This is a genomic window from Bacteroides sp. 1_1_30, assembly GCF_020982715.1.
Classification (GTDB): domain Bacteria; phylum Bacteroidota; class Bacteroidia; order Bacteroidales; family Bacteroidaceae; genus Bacteroides; species Bacteroides xylanisolvens.
On record NZ_JAJKHN010000052.1, the window covers coordinates 1 to 24,016 of the forward strand.

29 protein-coding genes and 2 tRNA genes are annotated in these 24,016 nt (G+C 40.8%); 11 read left to right on the forward strand and 20 right to left on the reverse strand.

What is annotated here, in order from left to right; all coding sequences use genetic code 11:
* Positions 1-239: 239 nt before the first annotated feature.
* The 6 genes from LPH68_RS15720 to LPH68_RS15745 form a co-directional block, all read right to left on the reverse strand.
* Positions 240-965: a DUF4858 domain-containing protein gene (locus tag LPH68_RS15720; protein ID WP_004314511.1), complete on the reverse strand. Its 726-nt coding sequence runs from the start codon at positions 963-965 to the stop codon at positions 240-242.
* Between the two features lie 211 nt (positions 966-1,176).
* The gene (locus tag LPH68_RS15725; RefSeq protein WP_008644616.1) at positions 1,177-1,701 is read right to left on the reverse strand and encodes a DUF4943 family protein; all 525 of its coding nucleotides are present in this window, start codon (positions 1,699-1,701) and stop codon (positions 1,177-1,179) included.
* An 11-nt stretch (positions 1,702-1,712) separates the two neighbouring features.
* The gene (locus LPH68_RS15730) at positions 1,713-2,762 is read right to left on the reverse strand and encodes an outer membrane beta-barrel protein (RefSeq protein WP_230296977.1); all 1,050 of its coding nucleotides are present in this window, start codon (positions 2,760-2,762) and stop codon (positions 1,713-1,715) included.
* A complete protein-coding gene (locus LPH68_RS15735) occupies positions 2,746-3,297 on the reverse strand; it encodes an RNA polymerase sigma factor (protein WP_230296978.1) in 552 nt (183 codons plus the stop codon). Before LPH68_RS15735 ends, LPH68_RS15730 begins: the two co-directional genes overlap by 17 nt.
* A 226-nt stretch (positions 3,298-3,523) precedes the next feature.
* Complete coding sequence (gene nadC, locus LPH68_RS15740) at positions 3,524-4,372, reverse strand: carboxylating nicotinate-nucleotide diphosphorylase (protein WP_004314515.1); 849 nt, start codon at positions 4,370-4,372, stop codon at positions 3,524-3,526.
* The gene (locus LPH68_RS15745; RefSeq protein WP_004311346.1) at positions 4,365-4,757 is read right to left on the reverse strand and encodes a DUF4783 domain-containing protein; all 393 of its coding nucleotides are present in this window, start codon (positions 4,755-4,757) and stop codon (positions 4,365-4,367) included. The genes nadC and LPH68_RS15745 overlap by 8 nt, the downstream gene beginning before the upstream one ends.
* A 127-nt stretch (positions 4,758-4,884) precedes the next feature.
* Here LPH68_RS15745 and rlmH point away from each other — a divergent pair, with 127 nt between their 5' ends.
* Positions 4,885-5,358: a 23S rRNA (pseudouridine(1915)-N(3))-methyltransferase RlmH gene (rlmH, locus tag LPH68_RS15750; RefSeq protein ID WP_004314516.1), complete on the forward strand. Its 474-nt coding sequence runs from the start codon at positions 4,885-4,887 to the stop codon at positions 5,356-5,358.
* Between the two features lie 19 nt (positions 5,359-5,377).
* Here the strand turns inward: rlmH and LPH68_RS15755 are convergent, their stop codons facing one another.
* From LPH68_RS15755 to LPH68_RS15780, 6 genes are all read right to left on the reverse strand, one after another.
* Positions 5,378-5,977: a nucleotidyl transferase AbiEii/AbiGii toxin family protein gene (locus LPH68_RS15755; protein ID WP_022200187.1), complete on the reverse strand. Its 600-nt coding sequence runs from the start codon at positions 5,975-5,977 to the stop codon at positions 5,378-5,380.
* Positions 5,932-6,231 carry a hypothetical protein gene (locus LPH68_RS15760; protein WP_230296979.1) on the reverse strand — a complete coding sequence of 100 codons (300 nt, stop codon included), beginning with the start codon at positions 6,229-6,231 and terminating at the stop codon, positions 5,932-5,934. Before LPH68_RS15760 ends, LPH68_RS15755 begins: the two co-directional genes overlap by 46 nt.
* A gap of 77 nt (positions 6,232-6,308) precedes the next feature.
* Positions 6,309-6,950 carry an HD domain-containing protein gene (locus tag LPH68_RS15765; RefSeq protein WP_087323654.1) on the reverse strand — a complete coding sequence of 214 codons (642 nt, stop codon included), beginning with the start codon at positions 6,948-6,950 and terminating at the stop codon, positions 6,309-6,311.
* A gap of 37 nt (positions 6,951-6,987) precedes the next feature.
* Positions 6,988-7,443 carry a preQ(1) synthase gene (gene queF, locus LPH68_RS15770; protein WP_008644607.1) on the reverse strand — a complete coding sequence of 152 codons (456 nt, stop codon included), beginning with the start codon at positions 7,441-7,443 and terminating at the stop codon, positions 6,988-6,990.
* A gap of 580 nt (positions 7,444-8,023) precedes the next feature.
* On the reverse strand, positions 8,024-8,683 hold the full coding sequence (gene queC, locus LPH68_RS15775; protein ID WP_117683707.1) for a 7-cyano-7-deazaguanine synthase QueC: 660 nt from the start codon (positions 8,681-8,683) through the stop codon (positions 8,024-8,026).
* 8 nt (positions 8,684-8,691) lie between these two features.
* The gene (locus tag LPH68_RS15780) at positions 8,692-9,372 is read right to left on the reverse strand and encodes a queuosine precursor transporter (protein ID WP_004311352.1); all 681 of its coding nucleotides are present in this window, start codon (positions 9,370-9,372) and stop codon (positions 8,692-8,694) included.
* 232 nt (positions 9,373-9,604) lie between these two features.
* Here LPH68_RS15780 and LPH68_RS15785 point away from each other — a divergent pair, with 232 nt between their 5' ends.
* Positions 9,605-10,609 (forward strand): virulence RhuM family protein, encoded by a 1,005-nt coding sequence (locus tag LPH68_RS15785; RefSeq protein ID WP_008644602.1) that lies wholly within the window; start codon positions 9,605-9,607, stop codon positions 10,607-10,609.
* 228 nt (positions 10,610-10,837) lie between these two features.
* On the opposite strand, the gene LPH68_RS15790 is transcribed toward LPH68_RS15785, so the two are convergent.
* Positions 10,838-11,344 (reverse strand): RNA polymerase sigma factor, encoded by a 507-nt coding sequence (locus tag LPH68_RS15790; RefSeq protein ID WP_151922324.1) that lies wholly within the window; start codon positions 11,342-11,344, stop codon positions 10,838-10,840.
* 163 nt (positions 11,345-11,507) lie between these two features.
* Here LPH68_RS15790 and LPH68_RS15795 point away from each other — a divergent pair, with 163 nt between their 5' ends.
* Positions 11,508-12,797 (forward strand): DcaP family trimeric outer membrane transporter, encoded by a 1,290-nt coding sequence (locus tag LPH68_RS15795; RefSeq protein WP_008644596.1) that lies wholly within the window; start codon positions 11,508-11,510, stop codon positions 12,795-12,797.
* Positions 12,798-12,876: 79 nt separating this feature from the next.
* Here LPH68_RS15795 and LPH68_RS15800 read toward each other — a convergent pair whose 3' ends face one another.
* Complete coding sequence (locus LPH68_RS15800; RefSeq protein WP_004314522.1) at positions 12,877-14,301, reverse strand: OmpP1/FadL family transporter; 1,425 nt, start codon at positions 14,299-14,301, stop codon at positions 12,877-12,879.
* A gap of 211 nt (positions 14,302-14,512) precedes the next feature.
* On the opposite strand from LPH68_RS15800, the gene LPH68_RS15805 reads away from it, so the two are divergent.
* The 6 genes from LPH68_RS15805 (at position 14,513) to LPH68_RS15830 (ending at position 19,322) form a co-directional block, all read left to right on the forward strand.
* Positions 14,513-15,514, forward strand: a complete 1,002-nt coding sequence (locus tag LPH68_RS15805) for a 2-hydroxyacid dehydrogenase (RefSeq protein ID WP_121960563.1) — start codon at positions 14,513-14,515, stop codon at positions 15,512-15,514.
* A 63-nt stretch (positions 15,515-15,577) separates the two neighbouring features.
* Complete coding sequence (locus tag LPH68_RS15810; protein WP_004314524.1) at positions 15,578-16,282, forward strand: pirin family protein; 705 nt, start codon at positions 15,578-15,580, stop codon at positions 16,280-16,282.
* Between the two features lie 43 nt (positions 16,283-16,325).
* Positions 16,326-16,973: a pyridoxamine 5'-phosphate oxidase gene (gene pdxH / locus LPH68_RS15815; protein ID WP_217728586.1), complete on the forward strand. Its 648-nt coding sequence runs from the start codon at positions 16,326-16,328 to the stop codon at positions 16,971-16,973.
* A 66-nt stretch (positions 16,974-17,039) separates the two neighbouring features.
* A complete protein-coding gene (locus tag LPH68_RS15820) occupies positions 17,040-17,771 on the forward strand; it encodes an MBL fold metallo-hydrolase (protein WP_004311361.1) in 732 nt (243 codons plus the stop codon).
* 13 nt (positions 17,772-17,784) lie between these two features.
* Positions 17,785-18,930, forward strand: a complete 1,146-nt coding sequence (locus tag LPH68_RS15825; protein ID WP_217728585.1) for a DUF4468 domain-containing protein — start codon at positions 17,785-17,787, stop codon at positions 18,928-18,930.
* 14 nt (positions 18,931-18,944) lie between these two features.
* Positions 18,945-19,322, forward strand: a complete 378-nt coding sequence (locus tag LPH68_RS15830; RefSeq protein ID WP_004304308.1) for a VOC family protein — start codon at positions 18,945-18,947, stop codon at positions 19,320-19,322.
* A gap of 313 nt (positions 19,323-19,635) precedes the next feature.
* On the opposite strand, the gene LPH68_RS15835 is transcribed toward LPH68_RS15830, so the two are convergent.
* Both LPH68_RS15835 and LPH68_RS15840 read right to left on the reverse strand, forming a co-directional pair.
* The gene (locus LPH68_RS15835; protein WP_225450386.1) at positions 19,636-19,929 is read right to left on the reverse strand and encodes a hypothetical protein; all 294 of its coding nucleotides are present in this window, start codon (positions 19,927-19,929) and stop codon (positions 19,636-19,638) included.
* A 178-nt stretch (positions 19,930-20,107) separates the two neighbouring features.
* A complete protein-coding gene (locus tag LPH68_RS15840; protein WP_004300779.1) occupies positions 20,108-20,293 on the reverse strand; it encodes a hypothetical protein in 186 nt (61 codons plus the stop codon).
* Between the two features lie 95 nt (positions 20,294-20,388).
* Between LPH68_RS15840 and LPH68_RS15845 the strand changes: the two genes are divergently transcribed.
* The gene (locus LPH68_RS15845; protein WP_120144339.1) at positions 20,389-21,120 is read left to right on the forward strand and encodes a bifunctional 2-polyprenyl-6-hydroxyphenol methylase/3-demethylubiquinol 3-O-methyltransferase UbiG; all 732 of its coding nucleotides are present in this window, start codon (positions 20,389-20,391) and stop codon (positions 21,118-21,120) included.
* A gap of 145 nt (positions 21,121-21,265) precedes the next feature.
* Here the strand turns inward: LPH68_RS15845 and LPH68_RS15850 are convergent, their stop codons facing one another.
* Positions 21,266-21,868, reverse strand: a complete 603-nt coding sequence (locus LPH68_RS15850; RefSeq protein WP_141409441.1) for a TlpA disulfide reductase family protein — start codon at positions 21,866-21,868, stop codon at positions 21,266-21,268.
* A gap of 94 nt (positions 21,869-21,962) precedes the next feature.
* Between LPH68_RS15850 and LPH68_RS15855 the strand changes: the two genes are divergently transcribed.
* Positions 21,963-22,036, forward strand: a tRNA-Thr gene (locus LPH68_RS15855).
* 51 nt (positions 22,037-22,087) lie between these two features.
* Here the strand turns inward: LPH68_RS15855 and LPH68_RS15860 are convergent.
* The 3 genes from LPH68_RS15860 to LPH68_RS15870 all read right to left on the reverse strand — a co-directional run bounded on the left by LPH68_RS15860 (position 22,088) and on the right by LPH68_RS15870 (position 23,989).
* Positions 22,088-22,975, reverse strand: coding sequence for a DMT family transporter (locus LPH68_RS15860; RefSeq protein WP_087323662.1), 888 nt, complete (start codon positions 22,973-22,975; stop codon positions 22,088-22,090).
* Positions 22,976-23,132: 157 nt separating this feature from the next.
* Positions 23,133-23,606 (reverse strand): hypothetical protein, encoded by a 474-nt coding sequence (locus LPH68_RS15865; RefSeq protein ID WP_087318932.1) that lies wholly within the window; start codon positions 23,604-23,606, stop codon positions 23,133-23,135.
* Positions 23,607-23,917: 311 nt separating this feature from the next.
* Positions 23,918-23,989, reverse strand: a tRNA-Cys gene (locus tag LPH68_RS15870).
* Positions 23,990-24,016 lie beyond the last annotated feature (27 nt).

Here is a 24,016-nt window from a genome sequence, read left to right on the forward strand (position 1 = left end):
TCATAAGAAAATATAGGCACTGACTGAATTAGCTAAATGAGCGGAGAAAAACTTACCACCAAATTTGACGAAGAACCTAATTTATCTATGTTTTAATATGCCAAAATACCAATGATAACGACAGAGTTATATAACAATGCGCCAACATAACAATACACAAATATACTAATTATTCAATTACAAACGCTCTCAAGTCAGTACATTACACATTGTTACATCAACACATCATTATAACGTCTTCAGCGTGCAATCTGTTCAATCGGTTTATTTATCAACACAGTTGTAGAATCTCCATAAGTTCTCAAAACCTCCAATGTACGAGCGCGGTTATCTCTGCCTTTCTTATTCCAGAACTCTTTGGTAAAGACAGCCATCAGGTCAAGTCCACCGACCGTTCCTCCATTGATATACACTCCGCTTCCACCAAACAAGGGAATAGGTGCGTCCATCACTACCGTGTTCACCATCATTCCATTGGCACGTTCACTCAACTGCCGGAAACGTACTCCACTCGCCTGTATCTCATCCAAAGATTTACGCACCCCTTTCGCCATCGGATTACGTGCCCAGTTCGAGTAGGATCTTTGATGGCGTATCTCATAGAAAGGATCTCCCCGCCAAGTGTTTTTATCAATCTTTATCTTCTTCTGATAGATAGGGTCCCAGTTATAACGGGTATTCGCTTTATATGGCATCAAACTCAACACCACTTTCGGTTTAGGCAATGCTTCAGGAAGCGATTCATCAGGCATCATCCAGCTTTTCTCCTCCGACATTCGGGGAGTACCAACCGCAGTTCCGAAATCAATCGACTTTACAGCATCCATATTCAAATGCAACTCCTGGTCACTCTCCAGCAATTTCTTCAAATGCAAAGAGTCTTGCGCCGTCCATACTTGCGAATATGCAAATAAAGCCGTCAGGCACAGTACCATCGTTGCAATAAACCGTTTCAATCTATCCATCCTCTATCCTCTTTCATTACCTGTTATTTTGGAGCACTTCATATACACTAATGCACATACGTTTCTCCCTTACGTTACCACCTATATTCTCCTACGAGAAGCGGTCTTTTGAGCGTAATAATCCCCTGTCAGCAGCATAAGACTACTGATACAAACAAACGTTCCCACATGAATGTTTCCTATTTTTTACTTTCCGAAAGCTCCTCCTTTGTTACCACCAACGATAACCCGATCCACAAAGCGGCTCATCGTAGCACGGATCGATCGTCCATCTTGTTTTCGGATATTGGCGCTCTTCCCACCAACTACGATAACAAGCGGCTGCATCGAGCACCTCCTCATCAGTCAGAAAATAGATTGCTTCATAATTTTCGGCATTCGCCAATACCATTTTGCAACCTAATGACGGAGGTGTGCCCTGGCGGATAGACTCAATCACCCAAAGCATACACTCGCCCAACCGAATCTTACCGTTGTTCATATTATAAACCGACGGAAAAGAAGGAATAATGGTCAGATCTTCTGCATATTTTAAAAGTTCGGGGATGTCCTCTTCCGTAAAATGAGGGACCTCCACCACCCCTTTATCATTTTTCATCTTGTACGTACCCGACTTCAATTGTTTCACAAAAAGGGCAACATCCGGATTGTTATAATCCATTTCTTCGCTGGTGCATCCTGTAAAAGATACGATCAGGCAAACAGCCATCCACAGCATTAGTAGTGTTTTTTTCATTTTCATAAGGATTAATACGTCATGCGAAGTCCGCAAAGTAAATTAAAATTAGTCGGCCGTTTCGTTCGTACCGTAGCCAGTTTCGAATCTGTTTTGAAATGATGCGAAACTCCGGGTTCGGCAAAAACAGCAAGTCGGTCATTAATCTTATAATTGATTCCAATGCCGGCAGTCACTGCCAGTTGGATAGGTTCTTCTTTAAAACTGTTGTCCGGCGCGCCGGCGATACATTTATCGGCTATTCCTCCTACGGTGGCGTAAAGGTCTATTTTCTTCGTATCCACCAGGGTTACATTTACTTTAACGGGAATACCCAGATAGTGCAAATGCTGTCCCGCCGAACGAAGGTTTGAATAAAGTAATCCGGTTTCTATTCCGAGAGATTCGTTTAGTTTACGCTCTACCGTTACCCCTGCGGAAACCGGCATTTTATAAGTGCCATTATCAGCCGGAAGCGCCGTGCCTACCTGAACTTTCATCGCCCAGCGATGCTTTTTCACCGCTTCGGGTTGAGCCACATTCACATTCGATTGTTCTTCCGGAGCAACAGATGATTCCGTATCACCGTTTGTTGCCTGCCAAAAGCCGTTATTCCCTTGATTACCATATCGGTTGCCATTTCCCGTAGAAGTAGTGGCGGAAAAAGAAAACGACATGGAGAAAGTGATAGAAAGCGAATCTTCTTCCTCCGTGTATTGTGACAGCATACCGTAAGACTTTGGAGCCGGTTTCGGCAACACCGGTTCTACCGGCAACGGTAACTGATTGACGCGTATTCCATCTCCATCCATCTGTCCTCCATTTGTCACGGCTATCTTTGTAAATGCTTCTTCCATTTCTTCTTTGGGAGAGAAATACAAGAAAGTAGCCGACGAGGCCGCCAAAACGAGCAATACAGATGCCGCAGCCGCCACACGGAAGAGCAGAATCCGACGACGATGCTGGCAAGCCACAGGTATTTCCTGCGAGAGCTCTTCCCAAAAGCCATCCCGTACATTCATCCCTGCATCAGCGAGACGCGTGCGAAACAGATCGGTTATTTCATCATTTTCTTTCTTCATGATTCCTATACTCTTTAATTCTTTTTGCTAACAAATACTTGGCCCGGTGCAACTGCGAAGTAGACGAATGTTCTTTAATGTGAAGCATCTTGGCTATCTCCTTGTGCGATTTCTCTTCAAACACATAAAGGTTGAAAACGGTTCGGCAACCATCCGGCAATTCGGCAATAAAAGCCATCAATTGCTCTTCGGAGATTCCAGCCCCTCCTCCCGAGTCCGATATATCCGGTATATCGGGAAGCTGCTCTTCATGCACTACCAACTGGCTGACTCGTTTCTCCCGCCGCAGGAAATCGAGTGATTGAGTAACCATCACCCGGGTGATCCATGTACAGAGCGAAGACTCGCCCCGGAACGAGAAGTTGGTAAAAATCTTGATGAAACCGTCATGCAGTACATCGTGCGCCGCATCCATATCGCCCGTATAGCGGAAACATACCGCCAGCATCCGTTTGGAATAGAGGGTGTAAAGTTCCTTTCGGGCTGAATCCTTTCCTGCCCGACAGCCCTTTATCAGTTCTATCTCGTTTTCCAAAGTCAATTACTTTTTTTTAAAATCGAACGTATGTCTGCGTCGTTTTACTCATTAGACGCAAGAGTTTGAGGAATGCTGCAAGGAATATTGCTAAAAGAAGTTAAAGAATAGAAGAGTGTTCACCACAGAGGACGCAGAGTACACAGAGGAACAATGATAGGAAATTCTTCCTATAAAGTAAGTTTAAAACCTCTGTGTACTCTGCGTCCTCTGTGGTGAAAAAAAATCAGCACGCTTTGAAACTCATATCCAGTCCTTTCACTGAATGAGTCAAAGCCCCTACCGAGATGAAGTCTACGCCACATTCGGCATAGTCACGGAGGGTATCAAAAGTAATGCCGCCCGAAGATTCGGTTTCGTATTTGCCTGCTACCATCTCCACTGCTTTCTTAGTCATCTCGGGAGTGAAGTTATCAAACATGATACGATCCACTCCGCCGAGGTCAAGAACTTGTTGCAGTTCGTCGAAGCTGCGGACTTCTATTTCTATTTTCAGGTCTTTGCCTTTTTCCTTGCAATATTCTTTGGCGCGAGTGATGGCTTTGTCAATACCTCCGGCAAAGTCTACGTGGTTGTCTTTCAGAAGAATCATGTCGAACAAACCAATACGATGGTTTACTCCACCACCGATTTTCACTGCCATTTTTTCGAGGATGCGCATACCGGGAGTTGTCTTACGGGTGTCGAGCACACGGGTATTTGTTCCTTCCAATACCTTTGCATATTTGCGGGTCATGGTTGCGATGCCGCTCATACGCTGCATCACGTTCAACATTAGGCGTTCGGTCTGAAGCAAAGATTGCACTTTTCCTTCCACTACCATTGCTACGTCGCCCGGTTTCACTTCTGTTCCATCGTTGATGAACACTTCCACTTTCATAGTGGGGTCGAAGCGATTGAAAATTTCTTTGGCAACTTCGATACCTGCCAGTACACCGGCTTCTTTGATAAGCAATTTTGATTTTCCCATTGCCGTAGCGGGAATACATGAAAGGGTGGTATGATCACCATCACCTATATCTTCTGCAAAAGCAAGATCGATCAACTTGTCGATCAGTTCTTTTTCCTTATTCATTGATCTTGTCAATTCTTATTTGATGTATTAAATATTGATTCTGCACTTTCTTCAGGAAACAGTTCACACGAAAGTTTCCATTAGTAGTAGCCAACGTGCCGATAACGAAACTTGATTCGTCCCGTTTTCCCTGATGGTTCACATTAAATCCGCTGACTTTATTCTCCGTAAAGAATTCCTGCATCGCAGCTGTTGCTTTCTGTTTGTCAACGTTTGTCGAGCGACCTTGGAGCACCAGGTTTACCTTGTCCCCCATATACTTACTTAGCTCTTGCGAGCTTCCTCTTTTAAATGCCGTAATCACTCCTGCCGGTATCTCTTGCGCCATTAGCAACGAGAGGGAAAGAAGCAATGCGGTCATTCCTACGAGCACTCGTTTTTTCATAATTACAAGCTTTTAAGTTGAAGTTTAAAGGCTTAAACTTTCAACTAATGATAGGCAAAGGTAAGCATTAATTGCAGAATAACATAAAAAATGCCTATTTTTGTGCAATAATCAGAATTGTAGACGTATGAAAACAACCCTGCTCGTCGTAGGACGAACCGTAGAACAACACTATATCACTGCCATCAACGACTATATCCAGCGCACCAAACGCTATATCACTTTTGATATGGAAGTGATTCCCGAACTGAAAAACACCAAGAGTCTTTCAATGGAAGTACAGAAAGAAAAGGAAGGAGAACTGATACTGAAAGCTCTTCAACCGGGTGACGTCGTGGTGCTGCTCGATGAACACGGAAAAGAAATGCGCTCTCTTGAGTTTGCCGAATATATGAAACGGAAAATGAATACGGTGAATAAACGACTCGTTTTTATTATCGGAGGCCCTTATGGCTTTTCAGAAAAAGTGTATCAGGCAGCACACGAAAAGATTTCAATGTCGAAGATGACTTTTTCTCATCAAATGATTCGGTTGATATTCGTGGAGCAGATTTATCGGGCAATGACGATATTGAATGGAGGGCCGTATCATCATGAATAGTAACTTATCTCATATACTATTATAAACGAGACAAAATAGACTTTTTAATTTCGTCCCAAGATACATCCACAAACATATAAGGCATTGGTTCCTCCTCCGCATCTTCAAAATAAGCTAAACTTTTCATAGCCATAAAAGAAGATGAGTCAGGATATTTTTGAGAATAGAAATCCAATAGATTTTTCAATGAATACTTTTTCAACAAAAAGTAAATATCTACAAAATCTTTTTTAGTACCTCTCCCTTCAATAGCAGTAATTTTCATTGCCGCAATATCTCTAGGACTTGCCAAACGTATCCCATCTTTATATACGACATCATCAAGCCAAGGATAAGTATAGTTCACGATATCTATTTTAACCTCATTCAATACGTAAATGTGTATATTCTTAGAATCATTTAAGATAGTCAGTGTCCCAAGTGTTCGCAAAGCTTCCTTCAAATCTTGAGAATCTACATTAATCTGACCAAAAAAATCCAAATCGACCGACTTTCGATGTCCTAATTGCAAAGCTAATGCAGTACCACCGACTAGACGAGTATTACAAAGTACAGGCAACTGTTGCAACTTTTTTAAAAGTTCCAGTGTTGTAGATTCGACCGTTGATAAGTGTAACATCTAAATTGTTCTTTAGGAGTTTGTGAAATGGCAGAAAGATAAGCTAAAGCCCGAGGCTCCAATTCACGAAACCCTTTAGCTATTTCGACGATCCTCCCAAGTCCATAATATTGTTTTACAATATTCCAATCTTGCAACATACCATATTCAAGCACTCTCTTTATTATATATTGTGAATGCTTCTCCATATCCAAATCATCTTTATTGACATCCCAAAAAAGATATGTTGAAAATCGAGTAATATATTCTTCCATTGTCTATCGTATTGCAATCCTTAATATGACAAAGATAAAAATAAAAAATGAATCGAACGCAAGCTAATAGCTATATTTCACAAAACTGTATTATTCTCTTCTTCATAGATTTTATTAAAAACTCTACAAAGTTTTTTTTCATCCGCAATTAGTTGACGAAGTTCTGCCAACCGTCCGGCATTATCCGATTGGGGTATCCATAACGTCAGATACCCTCCTTCTGCATATTTTTCAGTTAGATGTTTCCGAAAACGGGCATATTGCTCTTCTTTATCCATCTCCGGATAATGAGACAGCCCATATTGTACGGTACGGCGTAAAGTAACTTCGGGATCAATAATTCGGTCAGCCTCGGCAACAATCATTCCATAGATTGTTCTGGGAGCCTGTTTATTAGAAGCCCGATGATCTTCTATCGCCTCTTTCATCTGCAACAGCTGTTCATCCGTAAACCAACGCCGCAAAGTTTCGTCGGCTAACAATACTTTGCCGGAGGTTATATGATGAAATTCACGTCCTTCATACAACCCCAGGTCATGATAAGCAGCAATGACATAAACCATCGAATAATCGACTTCATAATACGTCGCTAATTTCAGACTTTCCTCAATTACCTTTTCTACATGATCGATTTGATGCGCTTTATCAAAGTTAGCGTATTGAGGAATAATACTTTGCCGAACATAGTTTTGCAATTCAGCAGGCACATGATGAGTCATATTCGATCTTTTTAGCTAGTAAATTCTTTAATTTATATTATTCCCGATTCATCAAACGATGTTCTGCCATCTGTTCGAACTTTGTTCCCGGACGACCATAATTGGCGTATGGATAGATAGAAATACCGCCACGAGGAGTAAAGATACCTGTTACTTCAATATATTTGGGATTCATTAGTTTTATAAGATCCTTCATAATGATATTTACGCAGTCCTCATGAAAAGCACCATGACTGCGGAAACTGAAAAGGTATAGTTTCAAACTTTTGCTTTCTACCATTTTTATATCAGGAATATAGCTGATACGTATTTCAGCAAAATCCGGTTGCCCCGTGATAGGACACAGACTTGTAAATTCCGGGCAGTTAAAACGTACCCAATAATCATTTTCAGGATGCTTATTATCAAAAGCTTCCAATACTTCAGGAGCATAATCTTGCTTATACTCGGTCTTTCTTCCTAATAAAGAAAGTTGGTCTTTTAATTCTGTCATTGTACTCGTTAACTACAACCCCTATTCTAGATAAAAAAACACATTTCCTCTTTCACCTATCACCGACCAATCTTAAACACTCTATTCATCGATGTTTCAGTGGTGAAAGATTCGTTTTACAACCTATCACCGCATCTATCACCTATCACCATCAACTCTTAACCCACGGTTGCTTTATCCGCAGCTTACTTGTTACAGTTTGTTTCATTACCTGAAACAAAGAGTTTCCCGTAGAGAAACAAAGTGTTTCACACCGAGGAACCAAGTGTTTCACGCCTTGGAACTAATAGTTTCAAGTAACAGAAACTTTAGTTTCCCACCGTTGAAACTCTAGTTTCCTACCGTTGGAACTTTAGTTTCAAGCTGCTGAAACTAAACTAAGCCAATACATTCCAGGCAGAAGCTACTATCTTCTATTAATTGAAACTTACCGGTGACAATAGATGTGACGGCAAAATATCAAGTTTTGTTGCTGTCACCACTTGCTGTCACAAACTATTTATTTTATAATCAACTGTTTAACAACAACAATGTGACAGATGACAGCAAGAAAATGCATTTTAATCTCTATGTAGAGATATTATTGATTCTTACTTTTTAAATACTTCTCCAATCCTTCCCGTCGTAACGTACAAGCCGGGCAATGTCCGCAGCCATCTCCTTGAACACCATTATAGCATGTCAAAGTCTCGGTGCGAATCAGTTCCAGTACTCCCAGTTTGTCGGCCAACGCCCATGTCTCTGCTTTATCAATCCACATCAAAGGAGTATGAATTACAAACTGTTCATCCATAGCCAAATTGAGAGTCACATTGAGAGACTTGATAAACGCATCCCTACAATCGGGATAACCGCTGAAATCCGTTTGGGAAACTCCCGTTACCAAATGATTAATACCACGTTCACGGGCATACACAGCCGCAATACTCAAAAAGAACAGGTTACGTCCCGGAACAAATGTATTGGGAACACTATCTGCCGGCTTTTCCTGATCCATCACCATGGTGGTATCGGTCAATGAATTATGGCCTAACTGTCCGATGAAAGAAACATCCATCACATCAAATTCCACTTCCGCTTTCCGGGCTATCTCCCGCGCAAGTTCCACTTCTTTCTGATGCTTCTGACCATACAGAAAACTCAAGGCATATACTTTCTTAAAATTGCGTTTTGCCCAAAACAGGCAAGTGGTAGAATCCTGCCCACCACTAAACACAACCAATGCTGCTTTTCTATTCATATTCTATATTAAATATCTTTGACTTTCAATACATTATAAGAGATGTCCGTGTCGTAAACATCACTACCGTCTATTTTCTTGATTGCTTTCACCACACGGATCGTCACCGGGAGGATCATCACCTCATACAAGGATTTCAATACAATCTGAATCCCCATCATGATAAGCAGTTCTTTCCAAGCAATGACACCTCCAAAAGCTACCGGGAAGAAAATCAATGAATCGGCAGTCTCACCCACCACAGTCGACCAAATGGCACGGGCTGAAAAGTTACGTCCCTGACTGGCTACTTTCATTTTACTCATCACATATGCATTAAGAAACGAGCCTACCAAAAAGGCCATCAGACTGGCAGCCACAATACGAGGAGCCATACCGAACACAAAATCAAAGTGCTCTTCACCTTCCCAAAAAGGAGCAGCAGGAATGGCAACAGCTATCAACCCAAGAGCGACCACAAAGAAGTTCATAGCAAAACCACTCCAAATGATAAGGCGCGCTTTCTTGAATCCCCAAACCTCGGCGATACAGTCATTTATAATATAAGAAATAGGAAAAACCAATAATCCGGCTGTTACGGTCAAACTACCGATCTGGATTACTTTCGTTTCAAGAAGATTGGCTGCAATAAGGCAAACGTTAAAAAGGATACCCAGCAGCATAAAGGGTACAGATACTTTTTCTTTCATAATTCCTGTTTTTTACGTGGTGTTCTAGAATACACGACCGCTATTCACGGCATCAAATGTCTTTTTATTCTTTTGCGCTGCAAAGGTATAGGAAAAACTATGAAAAAGCAAAAGAAATCCGATGATTGACATACATTTCATTGAAAAGACATAACTTTGCCAAATACAGAGCTTAATGTTTGTATCAAAGATTAAACTTATAAACTATATTTAAAGAAACGATATCTAAATCATGGCAAAAGAAAATAAAAGCAATATCATCATCTACCAAAGTGAAGACGGGCAGACACACATAGAAGTGCAGATGGACGAAGATACCGTATGGCTATCCCAACAGCAAATGGCCGACCTTTACCAGACGTCTCGAACAAATGTGGTAGAACATATTAAGCACATTTATGAAGATGGTGAACTTGTTGAAGAATCAACCTGTCGGAAAATCCGACAGGTTCGACAAGAAGGAGCGCGCATGGTTGAAAGAGAAATTCCTCACTACAATCTTGATATGATAATATCTTTAGGCTACCGAATAAATTCAATTCAAGCCACACACTTCCGTCAATGGGCAACGGCACGCCTTAAAGAATATATCATCAAAGGCTTCACCATAGACGATGAACGATTGAAGCAGCTGGGAGGAGGCTATTATTGGAAAGAGTTACTCGACCGCATCCGTGACATCCGATCGTCTGAAAAGGTGATGTATAGACAAGTGCTTGATATCTATGCTACTGCCGTAGATTACGATCCCCACGCCAAACAATCTATTGAATTCTTCAAGATTGTTCAGAATAAGCTACACTTTGCAGCCCACGGACATACAGCTGCAGAAGTTATTTATGAACGAGCCGATGCCGACCAACACATGATGGGACTAACTTCCTTTAAAGGCGACCATCCGACATTGCGCGATGCAAAGATAGCCAAGAACTACTTGAGCGCAGAAGAACTCAAAGTGCTGAACAACCTTGTCTCCGGATATTTTGATTTTGCCGAAGTACAAGCTATCAAGCACCGTCCAATGTACATGAACGATTACATCAAACATCTGGATGCCATACTGTCTTCTACGGGAGAAGTTCTATTGATGGATGCCGGTATGATAAGTCATGAACAAGCTATGGATAAAGCTGAAACAGAATATCGCAAGTGGGAAGTGCGCACGCTTTCACCTGTAGAACAAGCCTACCTCAACAGTATCAAAACACTGAATCATAAAACTAAAAAGAAAGGATGACTAAAAAAAATGAAAACTCTCTATGAACAATCCTTTTCAGACGACTACAGTGAAAGAAAAAGCTATAGAAGCAGCCCATACCGCACAAGCAACTGTCCAAAAGGCTAAACACAGAGTACAGAAAATACTGGATTGACAATAAAAAAGAGCCTCCCCATCAGCGTCGTATTCTGACAGGAAGGCTTATCACTTTGACCTTAAAACACATCACTCAATTAAAAAAGCGCATCAGGAGGAGAAATCTTTCAATTCCTCTTTCAACCGTTTACGGATGAAAAACAGACGGCTCTTCACCGTTCCCATCGGCAATCCTAATTTCTCGGCAATTTCTCTATACTTAAATCCAGCTACAAACATCTGAAAAGGCACTTTCATCTCTTCCGGTATAGAATGTATCACCCTATACAACTGTTTCATATCGTATGTAAATTCGAATCTGTCAGCATCCTCATCTTCTATCAGATGTTGTTGATTGATGGAGTAACTATCATCAATCAAGTTCATTTCTCGAACTGTACGACGATAGTTATTCACGAAAATATTACGCATAAGCGTATACATCCATCCTTTCAGATTTTTGCTATACGTAAACTTCTCCTGATTATCCAATGCCTGCAACAAACAATCCTGAACCAAATCATTGGCAGATTCGCGATCTGCCGTCAATTTATATGCGAAGCGATGCAAATCCGGTTGTATCGCTAATATTCCGTTCGTAAAATCTACTTTTTCCATCATCGTATTTCTTTTCTCTAATTAGTACGATACAAAGATCCGCTTTTTTAGAATCATTATAAATAGCAATTCTTCCGATTAGTTTGGCAATTTTTCCTTTGCCCCTCTCAACCATTTCTTTTTTTAGTTGTTGATTGGGCATTCACCTAAAACTTAACTCATAATGAAAACAAGCTTTAAAATGGTAGCTATGCTACTGGGGATAGGAATTTTCCCCCTCTGTGCCCATGCACAAAAAAAGGTAATCATCGAAGATGAAGAACCCAACTCAATCATGTTTGTCTCGAAGAACAAAGCAGGAGATGAAATCATCCGAATCATGAACGACCGTTCACAGATGCGTTTTCACGACCCCAATGCTCCCCGCTTCCTGCTCACTGACCAGAAAGGGAAATTCGCCCTCGGTATCGGAGGATACGTTCGTGCAACGGCAGAGTATGATTTTAACGGTATCGTTAATGATGTAGATTTCTATCCGGCATTGATACCACAACGCGGAAGCGGCAATTTTGCAAAGAACCAATTCCAGATGGACATCACCACTTCGACCCTGTTCCTCAAATTGGTAGGACGTACCAAACATTTGGGAGACTTCGTAGTTTACACTGCCGGAAACTTCCGTGGCGATGGAAAGACCTTCGAATTACAAAACGCTTACGCACAATTCCTCGGTTTCACTATCGGGTACAGCTATGGTTCGTTCATGGACCTCTCCGCACTGCCTCCAACTATCGACTTTGCAGGGCCTAACGGTTCAGCCTTTTACCGCACTACGCAATTAAGCTATATGTGTGATAAGTTGAAAAACTGGAAGTTTGGTGTTTCTATGGAAATGCCTTCAGTAGACGGAACAACCAATAATGATTTGTCTATCAACACCCAACGGATGCCTGACTTTGCCACTTCCGTACAGTACAACTGGAACAGCAACAGCCATATTAAATTAGGAGCCATTATCCGCAGCATGACTTATTCGAGCAATGTACATGAAAAAGCCTATTCTGCTACCGGCTTCGGTCTGCAAGCCTCTACAACCTTCAATATTACCAAGAAATTGCAGGCATACGGACAGTTTAATTATGGAAAAGGTATCGGTTCCTACCTGAATGATTTAAGCAACCTGAACGTAGATATCGTCCCCGATCCTGACAAGGAAGGAAAAATGCAAGTTCTTCCGATGCTGGGATGGTATGCAGGATTGCAATACAATCTTTGCCCGAGCATCTTTATATCCGGAACATACAGTCTGTCCAGACTTTATTCTGAAAATGGATATCCTAGTGAGAATCCCGAATCCTATCGTAAAGGACAATATCTGGTAGCCAATGCTTTCTGGAATGTAAGCAGCAATCTGCAAGTCGGCGTTGAATATTTGAGAGGATGGCGCACTGATTTCAGTTCCGCAACCCGTCATGCCAACCGGTTGAATATGCTGGTGCAGTATTCTTTCTAAACTGACATAATAATAAAACAAAAAAGCCGTCTCAACACCATGTTCGAGACGGCTTTTCTATATATAAAGGATTAGAAATTTAGAACTTATAGTTCACGCTCACACCAAACACTTTATTAGTACGGCTGTAAACGTCTTTATCCACTAATGATGCCATCGATGTTGCCTCTAAACCACGTGGTTTTTCTTTAGTGTAATCACTATATGTAGTCCAGAAATAAGCTACATCAAGGCTCAATGCCTGAGTAAAATTGATACGACCTCCAAAACCTACAGAATAAGAGTCACAAGAAAAACTTGTATCTGATTGGAAAGCGTCGCTCAAACCGTAGTCTGTTTTCTGATAACCTCCACTAACAGTGAATAATTTGTTAATATCCCACTCAACACCAGCCAAATACTCGTGTGTACCATGTTTCAATGTTTTCTGTTTGCCATCTGCCATACCAGCATTCTTATCATCAAAGAAGTGATATTCTACTGAAGCCCGAAGTGAAGGCAAAAACTCATAACTCGCTGCAACAGAAAGCATAGAAGGAAGGTCACTTGGTGTGTTCACACCATTTTGGTAAGGTGCCACAAATGCTGCTGCGGCATCCGGAGCAACAATCTCATGAGTATCATTCTCAATATTCATATTGGCTTTAAACTCATACTTTGCAGCTAAATTCAACTTACCGAATTTTGCATCTACACCGATAATTGGCGTTAATCCCCAACCTGTCTGATCACAATCTAGTTTCAGTTTCGCATCATTCAACTGCTGCGATTTTTGCAATGCTGCTTGTTGCGCCTGCTCTAAAGTCATACCACCAGCCATAAGCTGTTTTATAATCTCACGTCCCAATTCTTCTGCCACACCTTCTTTCAAATTGATATCCAGAAAACCTTTATAGCCACCTGTAAAATAATTCATACGTGCACCAGCAAAAACTGAGAAGTGCTCATTTATTTTATAACTTGCTCCTAACTGCAAACCATAGATATACTGACGTCCCTCCATAGCGGAACTAATACTGTATTGATTAGGAGCTAGCATCCCCTGACCTATTGTATTGACCAAACTAATAGCAGCAGCATCGAACATAGGCAAACCATTATCAAAAGAAGCTTTTCCGCCACCACCAACAATAGCAAAGCTACCGGAAAATGCCCAGTCACCTTTTTTATATACAGCATGTATGGAAGGAATAACGGGAGCAGAAGCTTTTCCTTCATAATTACGCACAGTGGTCTGTCCGTCCATAGTCCATAAAGGACTTGTAGCAGCAATATCACGAGTTTGATATGCACTTTGAATAGTAAGCGCTACTTGAAGACCATCTTTGGGAAGAAATGCCAGTCCGGCAGGATTACTATAAACTCCATCAACATCAATGGAAGCGCCGCGGGCTATCATGCGCAAGAAAGCAGCATTCTGATTCGTATTGGTTAGATAATCTCCGGCAAAAGTTGGAATTGAAACGATCAACATTGCAAGACCAATCAACGAAATTTTTCTCATCTAAATCTTTTTTTAATTATTTCGGGCGCAAAGATACAACATTATTGCACACTGAATACACGTTTGTGCATTTATTTTCATTTACCTGCCCATTTTAATTGAAAAAATAAACTGTTTCTAATGAAACAATCTATATTTATCACTATACAGAGAGCAAACAAATCCACCTGTTTTTACGTTTTAATAGAATAATAATTTATAGAATACTATTATGGCCTATACAATTGCATTTTTCGGCACAAAGCCTTATGACGAGTCTTCTTTCAATAAGAAAAACAAAGAATTCGGATTTGAAATACGTTATTACAAAGGAAATCTGAATAAGAACAATGTACTACTGACACAAGGTGTAGATGCTATATGTATCTTTGTTAATGACGTTGCCGATGCAGAAGTTATCCGTATTATGGCAGCTAATGGAGTAAAACTGCTAGCACTGCGATGTGCCGGATTCAACAATGTAGATTTGGATGCAGCTGCAGCTGCGGGAATTACCGTTGTACGCGTACCTGCTTACTCACCCTATGCGACTGCCGAATACACGGTAGCTCTTATGCTATCGCTAAACCGCAAAATACCTCGCGCCTCCTGGCGTACCAAAGACGGTAATTTCTCCCTGCACGGTCTGATGGGATTCGATATGCACGGGAAAACAGCAGGTATCATCGGCACAGGGAAAATAGCGAAAATACTGATTCACATCTTAAAAGGATTCGGAATGAACGTACTGGCTTATGACCTCTATCCGGACTACAACTTCGCCCGTCAAGAACAAATAGTTTATACTTCACTGGACGAACTATACCACAATTCGGATATTATCTCCTTACACTGTCCGCTCACTGAAGAGACCAAATACCTGATAAACGACTACTCTATCAGTAAAATGAAAGACGGAGTAATGATTATCAATACCGGTCGCGGGCAATTGATTCATACCAATGCACTGATTGAAGGGTTAAAAAACAAGAAAATAGGTTCCGCAGGACTAGACGTATACGAGGAAGAAAGCGAATACTTTTATGAAGATCAATCCGACCGCATCATCGACGATGATGTACTCGCCCGTTTGCTCTCGTTCAACAATGTAATCGTCACTTCTCATCAAGCTTTTTTCACACATGAAGCAATGGAGAATATTGCCGCAACCACCCTGCAAAACATAAAAGATTTTATCAATCACAAGCCTTTATTAAATGAAGTGAAGAAATAAAACTTTTAAGCCGCTTTCTTTGTTTACCAAACATATAAACAAATAAGAGAAAGGACAGTTTTTATGAAAAAAGTAATACATAAAGCAGATACAAGAGGACATTCCCAGTACGATTGGCTGGATAGTTATCACACTTTCAGTTTTGACGAGTACTTCGACTCCGACCGTATCAATTTTGGTGCTCTTCGCGTATTGAATGATGATAAGGTTGCGCCCGGACAAGGTTTTCAAACTCACCCGCATAAGAATATGGAAATTATTTCCATTCCTCTGAAAGGACATCTGCAACATGGAGACAGCAAGAAGAACAGCCGCATTATTACTGTCGGAGAAATTCAGACAATGAGTGCGGGAACAGGAATCTTCCATAGTGAAGTTAATGCAAGTCCGGTAGAACCGGTGGAATTCCTGCAGATTTGGATTATGCCGAGAGAGCGGAACACACGTCCCGTTTATCAGGATTTCAGCATTGCAGAACTGGAGCGTCCGAACGAACTGGCAGTCATCGTATCTCCCGACGGTAGCACACCTGCTTCCCTTTTGCAAGATACCTGGTTCTCCATCGGCAAAGTAGAAGCCGGAAAGAAATTAGGTTATCACATGCATCAAAGTCATGCAGGCGTCTATATCTTTCTCATTGAAGGAGAAATAGTAGTAGACGGTGAAGTTCTGAAACGTCGTGACGGCATGGGTGTTTACGATACGAACAGCGTTGAACTGGAGACATTGAAAGACTCACATATTCTATTAATAGAAGTACCTATGTGATATCATCATTAAAAATAATAAACTAAAGCTGCCAGATAATCTTATGGCGAAATTAAACATAGCAGATATCCGACAGGAATATACGAAAGGCGGGTTGCGGGAAAGTGAACTTCCCGGCGACCCGCTTTCGCTTTTCAGTCGTTGGCTGCAAAAAGCGATTGACGCAGAGGTGGACGAACCGACTGCGGTCATTGTAGGAACTGTATCCCCCGAAGGGAGACCGTCCACACGTACAGTATTGTTAAAAGGACTCCATGATGGAAAATTTATCTTTTATACCAATTACGAAAGCCGCAAAGGCAAACAATTGGCACAAAACCCATCTATCTCCCTCTCTTTTGTCTGGCACGCTCTCGAAAGACAAATACATATAGAAGGAATAGCGACGAAAGTTTCACCGGAAGAATCGGATGAATACTTCCGGAAGCGTCCTTATAAAAGCCGGATTGGCGCACGAATTTCTCCGCAAAGTCAACCGATAGCAAGCAGAATGCAATTGATACGATCCTTCGTCAGAGAAGCCGCCCGATGGATTGGAAAAGAAGTGGAAAGACCTGATAATTGGGGCGGATATGCCGTCACACCTACAAGGATTGAATTCTGGCAAGGACGCCCCAACCGACTGCACGACCGCTTTCTATACACCCTACAACCGGACGGTGAATGGAAAATCAGTCGTCTTGCTCCTTGATTTCGTCGATTTTTCTTGGCAACTCCAACGAGAATACGTAATATTGCAACTATAAAATAGTCAGCTATGACACTGGATTATATTTATCACAGCGGTTTCGCCATCGAAATGGAAGGTGTAACCATTATCATCGATTACTACAAAGATTCTTCCGAAACGGAACACAACCGGGGAATCGTGCATGATTATCTCCTGCAAAGGCCGGGTAAACTGTACGTATTGGCCACCCATTTCCATCCCGATCACTTTAACCGTGAAATATTGACTTGGAAAGAGCAACGCCCCGACATTCAATACATCTTCTCCAAAGATATTCTGAAGTCCCATCGTGCCAAAGCCGAAGATGCTTTCTATATTAAAAAAGGAGAAACATACGAAGACGACACGATCCGCATCGACGCCTTCGGATCGACAGATGTCGGCAGTTCGTTCCTTCTTCACTTACAAGATTGGAGTATCTTCCATGCCGGCGACTTGAACAACTGGCACTGGAGTGAAGAATCGACCGAAGAAGAGATACGAAAAGCCAATGGTGATTTCCTTGCAGAAGTTAAATATTTAAAAGAAAAAGTGCCTAACATCGATCTAGTGCTATTCCCGGTGGATCGGAGAATGGGAAAAGATTACATGAAAGGGGCAAAACAGTTCATCGAACAAATAAAAACTACTATATTTGTGCCCATGCACTTCAGTGAAGATTATGAAGGAGGAAATGCGCTTCGTAGTTTTGCAGAAAATGCAGGATGCCGTTTTATCAGCATCACCCGTCGGGGCGAAAGTTTTGAGATTACCAAATAAACACATTATAATTATGAATAAATTTACGATTCTGTTTCTTACCCTGTTTCTCGCATTGCCGATGGCAATGAAGGCAGATTCTGCAAAAGAGAAGAAAGATGACACCAGATACCTTGCAGGAGCTGTTCCTGAAGTAGAAGGTAAAGTAGTATTTTCCAAAGAGTTCCAGATTCCCGGAATGAGTCAGGCACAAATCTACGACACAATGACAAAGTGGATGGATGAACGTCTGAAAGAGAATAAAAACATCGATAGCCGCATTGTTTTCTCCGACGAAGCAAAAGGAACAATTGCCGGTATTGGAGAAGAATGGATTGTTTTCAGCTCCAGTGCCCTGTCATTAGACCGTACATTAGTTAACTATCAGATTACCGTTACCTGCAAACCCGGAAACTGCCTGGTAGAGCTTGAAAAAATCCGTTTTACTTATCGTGAAACAGAAAAATATAAAGCCGAAGAATGGATTACTGATAAATATGCGCTCAATAAAGCTAAGACTAAATTAGTACGTGGCTTGGCTAAATGGCGTAGAAAAACCGTAGACTTCGCCGATGATATATTTATGGATGTAGCAGTAGCTTTCGGAGCACCTGACACCCGTCCGAAAACAGAGAAAAAGAAGAAAGAAGAAGAGCAAAAAACTCCATCAATCGTTGCAGCCGCAGGTCCGATTGTCATTGGTGCCGCAGATAAAAAGACTGATATAAAAGTGACAACTGGCGAACCTGCTCAAACCACTGTTCCTGCTGCAACTCTCACTCCTGCTACTCCTGCAGGCAAGGCTTCCGCTGATATGCCGGGTTATATAGAAATTGATTTGAAACAAATCCCGGGTGAAGTATATGCTTTGATGGGAAGTGGAAAATTAGTAATCAGCATCGGAAAAGATGAGTTCAACATGACCAATATGACTGCAAATGCTGGTGGCGCACTTGGTTATCAATCAGGAAAAGCAGTTGCCTATTGCACGCTTTCACCCGATCAAGCTTACGATGCAATAGAAAAGGCAGATAGCTATACATTAAAATTGTACGCTCCGAACCAAACAACACCTTCGGCTGTTATCGAATGTAAGAAAATGTCTTCACAGACAACTCCGCAAGCCGGACAACCGCGCACGTATGTTGGAGAAATCGTGAAGCTCTTAATGAAAAAATAAGGAAAATCGCAACAATGGAAATAAAAAGTAAATTTGACCATTTTAATATCAACGTCACTAATCTGGAGCGGAGTATAGCTTTTTATGAAAAAGCACTCGGCTTAAAAGAACATCATCGGAAGGAAGCATCCGACGGCTCGTTCACGTTAGTCTACCTAACTGATAACGAAACAGGTTTCTTGCTGGAATTGACGTGGTTGAAAGATCATACTGCTCCATACGAACTGGGAGAAAACGAAAGCCATCTCTGCTTTCGTGTAGCCGGCGATTACGATGCAATCAGAGCTTATCACAAAGAAATGAATTGTGTATGTTTTGAGAACACGGCCATGGGGCTTTATTTCATCAATGACCCGGACGATTACTGGATTGAGATTCTTCCCCAGAAGTAAAAGAGCTCATCCCAAAAGTCCCTAAAAAGAAAAAATCACCCTTACTACAATTTGGAGTGGTCCTAAAAAACTAAACAGATTAAAAAGGGACATTCAATAAATAAAAAAGATAAGGCAACTAATTCACTGCGAATTAGTTGCCTTTTTGTATTGCTAGGCAGAGATATTCAACAAATGTCTCTAAAAATTAACAAGATTGATAAAGAGTCCGGTTTTGCATCGGGCTCTTTCCTTTTAACCTTGATTTGACTCTACTATTATTGTACTACTCTATAATATTCCTCTAAGGCTTTTCGGACAGCCTATGCTGTTTCTAAAAAACAAAGCATAATCCTAAAATTGCCGCCAGTATAAAAAAACAACCAGGAACAAATTGGTTAACAAGCAGCCTCATTAGTTGCATTCTGGGCAACACAAACATATCATTCGCCTTACCTTTATCATACAATATGGTAACCTTATCATCTATATGATACTGTTTTGGATAAAGATAAATGTTATTTTCCTCTCCACTCTTTAGATTAGAAGGAAGAAATTGGCAACACTTTTCGTCTTCTCCCTCCAATTTATATTTTATTTTTGGTATACATACATCAGTAATATTCATACCATCAGACTTTACCTGTGTCTCTATATCCACTACCTTTCCATGTGTTTTCCTGTCATACGATTTTATTATCCTGCAATGAAGCATCCACAAGAGTCCCATTTTCAGAATTAGAAAAGCACCCCGCAACATAAGTATAACAGATACTACACAAATTATTATATTTATAACCATACTTTTATTTCTTATGACGGCTAGCTCTCTTCTTCCGGATATCTGCTTTCATCTTCGCTGCACCCGAACCATGCTGTCCACGAATATACGTCGCTTTTTTCGCTTTCGTCTTCACTTTTTCCTCTTCTTTGGGCTTATCTTTCTTACCTTTAAAAACGATTCCACCCATGATTGCTTCTTCTATACTCATATAATCATTTATTAGTATTCAACATTTCCGACGGCAAAGATAACCCTTTTCTGCGGATTTATTTATCTTTGCAGAGTTAACAATCGTAACCACCAATGGCAACAACAACTCTTTCTGCAGAAAAGGACCCGATGGGAGCCGCTATTTCTGATTATTTCAACCATCACAGAGCTGATCGTTTGCGGGTATTCTCTTCCCAATTCGAAGAAGATGAAATTCCCGTCAAAGAATTGTTCCGTAGTATACAGTCTATGCCTATATTAGAGCGTACCGCCCTACAAATGGCTACAGGGCGAATATTGGATGTAGGTGCCGGAAGCGGATGCCATGCACTGGCACTTCAGGAAATGGGAAAAGAAGTGTGTGCCATTGATATTTCTCCGTTATCCGTCGAAGTGATGCAACAACGCGGAGTGAACGATCCACGCCTCATCAACCTTTTTGACGAAACATTTACCGAAACATTCGATACGATCCTGATGCTTATGAATGGTTCCGGAATTATCGGCAGACTGAATAATATGCCCGGATTCTTCCAACGAATGAAACGTATTCTCCGTCCCGGCGGATGCATACTCATGGATTCCAGCGATCTGCGCTATCTTTTTGAAGAAGAAGACGGCAGCATAGTCATCGACCTGGCCGGAGAGTATTACGGAGAGATTGACTTCCAAATGCAATATAAAGATGTAAAAGGAGACACATTCGACTGGTTATATGTAGATTTCCAGACTCTTAGCTTATACGCTTCCGAATGTGGTTTTAAGGCAGAACTGGTGAAAGAAGGAAAACATTACGATTACCTAGTCAAACTTAGTATTGCTTGAAAAGCTCATTATTATATAGTGACGGTATGTGTTCCGGATAGCGTCACTATATAACCCAAATAGTGACGCCATCACATCAGGATAGCGTCACTATTTTTATATGCTCATAAATGCTCCGTCAGAAATGCCTAATGAAGGCTTTCTTTCATTTCAGCATCTCATTAATCTTCTGTACAAGAGAAGCAAACTCTTCTTCATTATACAAACGAGTCAGTTTTACAATTCTTCCTTCCTTATCAACTAACACATTTCTTGTTATTCCGGATTCACGCAATGCATATTTCGCAAAAATATCAGCTCCCGGATCCAGTCCTAACGGATAAGTCACTCCGGTAGATTTAGCAAAAGCCAATACTTTATCAAGTGGTTCGTCACGGTCAATGCCAATTAAAGCAAAGTCTGCATTATTTTTATGCTTTAACCAAATATCCTTCTCAATAAATGGCATTTCTTTACGACAAACTCCACACCAACTTGCAGTAAACTGCAACATGACAACCTTACCACGAAGGGAAGATAGACTCACTTGTTTACCATCTGTCAGGGTAATCGTAAAGTCCGGAGCTATCTCTCCTACCCGAACAATATATCCTGTACTATCTGCCTGAACAGATATAGCATCTGCAGCTACTTCTACACTATCTGTTGCAACTTCTACATTTGCCGTCCCCTTTTTCTGTCCGGAACAAGCCCATATACCTATGGCTAAAATCGCCATACCACATACATTCATAATTTTCATTTTCATCTAATCATTGGTAACTTTGCAAATATAAAAAAAGTATGCGATGTATTTGCATTTTTAAAAGAAATTCATACCTTTGCACCCGCAAAAGAAAAACGCCTCTTTAGCTCAGTTGGCCAGAGCACGTGATTTGTAATCTCGGGGTCGTTGGTTCGAATCCGACAAGAGGCTCTCCTATAAAAATGTTGTTTATCCGATCAGGTAAAACAGCATTTTTTTTATTTATACTCTTTCATTTTTTTGTTTACGAAATATTACCACACTCACAGCCAACAGAATTAAAATAATCCCAATAGCGCTATTCAGAGTAAATAATTCTTTAAACACAAAAACTCCGATCACCACAGCTGTCAATGGTTCCATCGCACCTAAAATAGATGTCAACGTAGGCCCTGCATATTTAATAGCCCGTACCAATGTTATATTAGAAATGGCTGTAGCCGGTAATGCAAGTCCCAAAATAATCAACCAGGTATAACCGTCAGCTACCAGCTGAAGCCCGGAAGTAGTCAAAGCACCTATAAAATAAAGAACGGTTCCTAACCCCATAACATAACAAGTCAGTACAGTGGAATTGATTCGAACAGCGCGTGTCATTCGTACGCCAACAATATACCCCGCATAGGAAAACACAGAAACACAAGCTGCTACCAGTCCGACTATCGTATCACCATTTTTCGCCTCCAGTTCCCCCGATGAAAGCAAGGCCGCTCCTAACAAGGACATGGAGACCGCAAACATCACCCAAAGGGATTTCTTTTCCTGAAAGAAGTACATCATAACTAGAGATACCGCCAACGGATACATAAAATGAATGGTTGACGCCACCCCGGTAGCTATATTCTGATATGCTATAAGCAAACTGAATGAAGTAACTGCCCTCAACAAACTTAATAAAAGAACAACTAAAAAATCTTTCTTTTCCAATCGAAAACTACATCCCGAACACCATCCGAACAGAGTCAACGCAATTGTCGCCACTCCCCAACGATAGGAAAGCACTTCGAAAGCTGAAAAACCTGCCAACAATAAAGTGAGGGAAAAGAACGGAGCCAGTCCAAAAGTAGAGGAAGACACCGCTGCATAAAGTATACCTTTTATACGATTCATCAATCTATTCAACTAATTTCCGATATTCATGGGTACAAAGATCATAAATATTTCTTTAATATCACCATTAATTTCACATTATCAGTTAATCGATCTACCCCCTAAATCAGTACAAGAAGATAAGTCTGATACATTTCCTCCTTATAAATATAACCTTTTAATAATCCTCAATAACTGTATTTCCAAAAATATCCTTTTTGATAATTTTTCTATGACCATCACTACTTTCAATTATTTCGTTCCCAAAAATATCTTTTTTAATGGTTGTTCTATTGCCTTTGCCATCTTCGATAATAGTATTCCCAAAGATATCTTTTTTAATCGTCTTTCTATTACCTTTATCATCACGAATGATGGTATTTCCAAAAATATCCTCTTCAATGGTCTTTCTATTGCCTTTATCATCACGAATGGTGATATTCCCAAAAATATCTTTTTCAATGGTCTTTCTATTGCCTTTATCATCACGAATGATGATATTTCCAAAGATATCCTTTTCGACAGTCTTTCTCTCTTGATTAACTCCAGAATACTCATAATTGTCTTCAATAAGATTTGCACCATAGCTCTTTATTATATAAGGAGCCAAAATAAATTGGGTAGCAAATAGGATAAATAAAATCTTTTTCATGGCGTTTTTCTTTTGGTTTATAACAAAAGTAACGCAGGAAAATCATAAAAAACTAGTGAATACTATAATTGTCGATAGGGAAAAGCCTAAAATAAAGAATTAAACACAGTACCTATTGTACCATACCATAATGCGGGAATTGACGAGAGCACTCAGCAGGAACAATAGATTTCTCTTCTAAATAAAGAATAAAGCAGGTATTCAGACTGAGCCGAATATTCTCAAATTTTCAAGTGGTCCCCCGAAACGGTCTCCGTAAAAAATAAGCCCTTGAAAGTGCTTGACTCTCAAGGGCTTTAAAGTGATAGTTGAGGTTCCTGGCGGATTCGAACCGCCGTACACGGTTTTGCAGACCGCTGACTAAGCCACTCATCCAAGGAACCATTATTTCTCGTTTGCGGTTGCAAAGG